Origin of the sequence: Mesobacillus sp. (assembly GCF_047739415.1) — a bacterium.
Classification (GTDB): Bacteria; Bacillota; Bacilli; order Bacillales; family Cytobacillaceae; genus Mesobacillus.
On the sequence record NZ_JBIQOE010000295.1, the window covers coordinates 1 to 5,263 of the forward strand.

Genomic DNA, 5,263 nt, shown 5'->3' on the forward strand with positions numbered 1-5,263 from the left:
TTTTATAGTTGGTCTTTTTTTTTATTGGAAATTTTTTCTGACTTTAAATTTAGCGGTATAGATACTGCTTACCATCCGATACCGCTAGTTATTCTTAAGAACTATAAATATAAGAACACTAACACCTAAAAAAAGGGAGAAAAATGTAAATGACACCCTGCATAAATTCTCCTAAATTAAATGATAACATGGTTACTAAACTAACAGGCAGGGGGAGTACAAAGATTAAGAACGGTATATTAAGGCATGCAGTCATTATGGTAACTCTCATATTTGCTTTCCTAATAGGTGCAATTTTTATCTTTTATGACAGAGGTGAATCACTTGATAAGGTGTTGGCATTGGGGGGGGATTTTGTAGGCCAAGCAACTTCAATAAAGGATTCGAATGAAAATGAGGGTCCAATAAAGGAAAAGGTGATTGTAAGAATAAAGGACAAAGTGCTTCTTGACGCACCGGTGGTTAAACAATTTCCGGAACTTCCACGAGGATGTGAAGTAACTAGTCTTGCAATGTTGCTTCAATATAATGATATTGATGTTGATAAAATGGAATTAGCTTCAGGCATTAAGAAGAATCCAGTGTTGCTCAAAAAAAGAGAGGGTGTAACTTACTGGGGACATCCAAACGATGGCTATATTGGGGATATGTATACCTATAAGAAACCCGGATTTGGTGTTTACCATAGACCAATAGCTGAGCTAGCAGAAAAATACTTACCTGGTAAAGTAAAGGATATAACGGGGGCTGACTTTTCCGAAATTAAAACCTATTTATCCTTGGACCTTCCTATATGGGTGATTATTAATACAACCTATAAGAAGCTGCCGGCCTCTTATTTTGAGGAATGGATAACGCCATCAGGACCTGTATCAATCACATACAAAGAACATTCAGTCCTAATTACTGGTTACGACGATAAATATATATATTTTAACGATCCTATCACGGGAATAAAAAACAGGAAAGAACCATACAGCAGTTTTGAGGAGGCCTGGGAGCAAATGGGCAAGCAGGCCATAGTTATATTTACTGATTCCCTTATTTCTGAATAAGTGACATTAAGATTAACACAAATTTAAAAAGCTGTTTTGTAAATATGTTATACATAAATTAGAACCGTATCTGGTTTTCTTGATTGAATCATGGGGGTACAAATAAAAAGCGACAATTTCTGTTACAGATAAAATTCACCTGGTAATTTTAACGAAATGTAATAAATGTGTAATATGAATTGCACACTATGTGCACGTTGATTCGTTATTATTTAATTGCTAGGACACCCCCCTTTTAATATAGATTTCTTCCCATGCATGAAAGGCTGTCGTTTAAATGCGACAGCCTTTCAGCTATAGTTGGGTTATTTGCATAGGTTCAAATCTGGGATGAATAAACCCTAAAATAGTGGTAAACGAAAAGGCTCCGGTAATCACCGGTGTTTTAGCCTATTCCACATTAAATTGCCCCATCATCCCTGCGTCTTCATGCTCGAGAATATGGCAATGGTACATGAATAACCCTTTATGATCAAATGTTGCAATTGCCCGGACTTTTTCACCCGGTGCAACCAAAATAGTATCCTTCCATCCGCGTTCATTTGGCGGCGGGGGATTCTCATCACGATCAAGGATCAGAAATTGGGTTCCATGGCTGTGGAACGGATGAGCCATGCCCATATTATTCCCCATCATTCCCATTCCTTCATTCGAAATTTCCCAAATTTCAGTATCATGAAGCTTAAGCTGCTCGTCAATGCGATCCATGTCCATCTGTTTGCCGTTGATGCTGACATTACGGCCCATTCCTGACATGACGAATTTCCGAGTCCGTGCAGCCATGGTTTCATCTGGATCTGGAATGTCAACCAATTTTGATGGAACTTTATTCGGCCCTTTTTCCTCGCCCGTGACGATGAATTTCATAAATGAAGTTCCCTTATCGGTCAATTCCACGGTTTCTCCCTCTTCATATTCTGAAAAATCAACAATCAACTCAGCACGTTCTGCAGAACTTAAAATAAGCTGGTCCATTTCTACGGGTTTTTCCAGGAGTCCACCATCTGTCCCGATCTGGTAAAATTTCTGATTGTTGCTCAGTTGGAATTGATAAATCCTTGCATTAGAGCCATTCAGCAGCCGGAAACGGACCTTGCCTTTAGGAACTTCAACATAAGGATTAATGGCTCCATTCACCATAATCGTATCTCCCTGCAGTCCCATCATGACATCGTGCATGCTCAAATCATAGGTAAACTGACCATCTTCATCGAGCTGTTTATCCTGGACTATTAGTGGGATATCATTCACCCCATATTCGTTAGGCAAATCCAGGTTTTCACTATCTTCATCATCAATTATAAATAGACCAGCAAGCCCTTTATATACGTGTTCGCCAGTTTCATGGAGCAGATGGGGATGATACCATAAAGTAGCAGCGTTTTGTTCAATTTTGAATTGCGGATTCCACGTGGTTCCAGGCTGGATGCCGGAATGAGGGCCGCCATCCTGGTCGCCGTCAACTTCTAGTCCATGCCAATGGACCGTGGTTGCTTCATCAATCTCATTTTTTACTTTTATTGAAACATCATCTCCAGTTTTTACACGAATCACGGGTCCTAGGTAATCGCCATTATATTCAAACGTATCTGTTGGTTTGCCTTCTAAAAACTCCATGGATCCTTTTTGGGCAACAAGAGTGAACTCTGCTTTTCCTGGGTCTGGATTCTCGTCTTTTAGGATGGGGGGAATGGGAAGAGAGGTTCCTCCATCAGCGAGTGAGTCATTCTTCATATCTTCAACCTCTCCGTTATCGTTACCCATCATACCACCATCCATCATTCCTCCCCCTTGTCCAGGCATGTTGCCGTTCATGCCGCCAAAACCCCTCATAAAAAACCAGCCGCCCACAATGAGCAGAATCAATAAGATAAGTGCGGCCATAACAATTTTTTTCACCATTTTTACCTCCCTTTAGTACTTATCTAGCTTTTACATGACTTTATTTTTGAATACACAATACCTCGCTGTGTATTTTATAAGCGCCGGTTTATAATTGCAAACAATAATGCTAACTGTAGTCAAATATGCATTTTCTATGGAGTTTAATTCGAGAAACCTGTGGTAGAAACTATAAAGTAAATAAAATTAAGGAGGAATAAAAATATGCTATTACCTGCATCTGACTTAGGGTTAATTTCAACTCACCTACCTGCCCATGACGGCATGATCATGAAAGTAAAGCTTATGGCAAGAGAAGCAAAAGAGGAAAAATTACTTGAATTGCTAAATACTAAGGTAGGGATTTTACGAAGCCATGTGCGTATCATGATGGATATGCTTGATCCTGACAGTAGTGATTTTGAGAAGCTTCCGGATTTCAATGAGCTTCCGGAGGGTCAGCTCGAAACTACATCTAGAGGGTCACAGCTGATGGACAAGCACATCGCAATGGAAATTAAGGCTTCTACAGAGGCAATGGCGAAGGATAACTTCGTCTCAGCTCTTAAAATGAAGGACCCGCAGGTCAAACAGACTCATATTGAAATGGCACTTCAGCAAGTAAAGCTGCTTAATATGGTTACTGAATTCCTGAAGGAGATTGAAGCAGATGTAACGCCTATGGGTACGCCAGATGAACAAAAGAAAGTCATGAATCATTTCAGTCATATGATGGAAGAATAGATTTTGATTGGAGGTCGAGAGATGAATACTGAAAATGAACATAGTACTGTAAACAATCATGACCACAGTCAGACCAGCAGTATGACTAAAGATAGTAGCCAGTCCAGTCGAACACCGCATGACAGTCATGAACATCATCAAGAACATAGCATGATGGACTCCCATCAGGGACACAACGACCATAAGGAGAACATAGCAAAAGTACAGGTTGATTGGACCTCAAACCCTCATACGGTCAAAGTGGATCAAGAAACAGAAATTTTTATTGACATAAAAGATTTCTCCGGGAAGGTTATCGAGACTTTTCAAGCTGTGCATGAAAAAGAAATGCACCTACTGGCAATTAAAAAGGATTTATCTGTATTCCAGCATCTTCATCCGCATTATCGTGGGAAAGGCAGATTTCAGGTGAAGACAACCTTCCCAAAGGCAGGGGAATATAAATTTTATGCAGATTTCCTGCCGGAGGGGGCAAATCAGCAGCTTGCTTCTCATGAGCTTGTAGTAAAGGGCTCAGAAACCAAGGAAGAGGTTGTTCCCGACAAGCTTTTGAAAAAGGAGATGGACGACCTGACAATCCAGCTCATTCTCCCAGAAGCGAAAGTGGATGAGCATATAAGTTTGATTTTCACCCTAAAGGATAAGAATGGAAACCCAATTACTGAACTTGAACCTTATCTTGGTTCTGCAGGACATGTCGTGATTGTCAGTGAGGATATGAATGAATTTCTCCATGTCCATCCAGTAGATGAAAACACAAAAGGACCAGATGTTGAGTATATGACCAGCTTTCCCCAAAGTGGATTGTATAAAATTTGGGGACAGTTCAAGTACAAACAAAAACTTTATACGGTGCCTTTTGTGATTGAAGTTAAGTAATAGGCATCAGTCCAGCAATGGCACACAGAATTGTGTGCTATTGTTCAATTTTCTAGTAAAGGAGGTAGAAACATGAAGGAGATTGAAGGGGAAATTGACATGCCGCAAACGAACAAAGGACGATTGAAAATTATTACGGTACTGGCTATTCCGGCAGTCATCGAAAACTTTTTCCAGACGATTCTCGGCTTTGTCGATACATACTTTGTATCAAAAATCGGTCTGGCAGAAGTTTCGGCGGTAGGGGTCACCAATGCAGTCATTGCGATATATTTTGCGCTATTTATGGCAATTGGGGTAGCAGCCAATGTAAGGATTGCGAACTTCCTTGGTGCTAACCTTCCAGAAAAAGCAAGGCATATATCACAGCAATCAATCGTCCTTGCTGTCATATTTGGAATTATAACGGGGCTCATTACTTTGATTTTCGCTGAACCGCTACTGAAATTAATGGGAATCGAGGCAGAGGTCCTCGAGGCCGGTGCCCTGTATTTCCGTATTGTTGGGATACCTTCGATTGTTATGAGCTTCATGTTTGTATTAAGCGCTATCCTTCGAGGAGCAGGTGATACAAAGTCGCCGATGAAGGTGCGTATTGTCATCAATATTGTCAATGCTGTTTTGGATTATGTCCTCATTTTCGGTTTTTTGTTCATCCCCGAAATGGGCATCGTAGGAGCAGGGATTGCAACCGTAATTTCACG

General features: G+C 40.5%; 5 protein-coding genes. 4 read left to right on the plus strand and 1 reads right to left on the minus strand.

The features are described from left to right. Positions 1 to 149: 149 nt before the first annotated feature. Positions 150 to 1,055, plus strand: a complete 906-nt coding sequence (locus tag ACH0QE_RS23990) for a C39 family peptidase (protein WP_415802970.1) — start codon at positions 150 to 152, stop codon at positions 1,053 to 1,055. A gap of 390 nt (positions 1,056 to 1,445) precedes the next feature. Here the strand turns inward: ACH0QE_RS23990 and ACH0QE_RS23995 are convergent, their stop codons facing one another. After that, positions 1,446 to 2,957: a multicopper oxidase family protein gene (locus ACH0QE_RS23995; protein ID WP_415802972.1), complete on the minus strand. Its 1,512-nt coding sequence runs from the start codon at positions 2,955 to 2,957 to the stop codon at positions 1,446 to 1,448. A 204-nt stretch (positions 2,958 to 3,161) separates the two neighbouring features. Between ACH0QE_RS23995 and ACH0QE_RS24000 the strand changes: the two genes are divergently transcribed. The 3 genes from ACH0QE_RS24000 to ACH0QE_RS24010 all read left to right on the plus strand — a co-directional run. Further along, complete coding sequence (locus ACH0QE_RS24000; protein ID WP_214708366.1) at positions 3,162 to 3,680, plus strand: hypothetical protein; 519 nt, start codon at positions 3,162 to 3,164, stop codon at positions 3,678 to 3,680. A gap of 21 nt (positions 3,681 to 3,701) precedes the next feature. After that, positions 3,702 to 4,559 carry a hypothetical protein gene (locus tag ACH0QE_RS24005; RefSeq protein WP_415802973.1) on the plus strand — a complete coding sequence of 286 codons (858 nt, stop codon included), beginning with the start codon at positions 3,702 to 3,704 and terminating at the stop codon, positions 4,557 to 4,559. A 72-nt stretch (positions 4,560 to 4,631) separates the two neighbouring features. Continuing rightward, on the plus strand, positions 4,632 to 5,263 hold a 632-nt coding region (locus ACH0QE_RS24010; protein ID WP_415802974.1), incomplete at its 3' end, for an MATE family efflux transporter.

Bases quoted from the DNA above. Each gene is read 5' to 3' on its own strand.
- ACH0QE_RS24005 (WP_415802973.1), top strand. From the start codon at position 3,702: ATGAATACTGAAAATGAACATAGTACTGTAAACAATCATGACCACAGT.
- ACH0QE_RS24000 (WP_214708366.1), top strand. From the start codon at position 3,162: ATGCTATTACCTGCATCTGACTTAGGGTTAATTTCAACTCACCTACCT.
- ACH0QE_RS23995 (WP_415802972.1), bottom strand. From the start codon at position 2,957: ATGGTGAAAAAAATTGTTATGGCCGCACTTATCTTATTGATTCTGCTC.
- ACH0QE_RS23990 (WP_415802970.1), top strand. From the start codon at position 150: ATGACACCCTGCATAAATTCTCCTAAATTAAATGATAACATGGTTACT.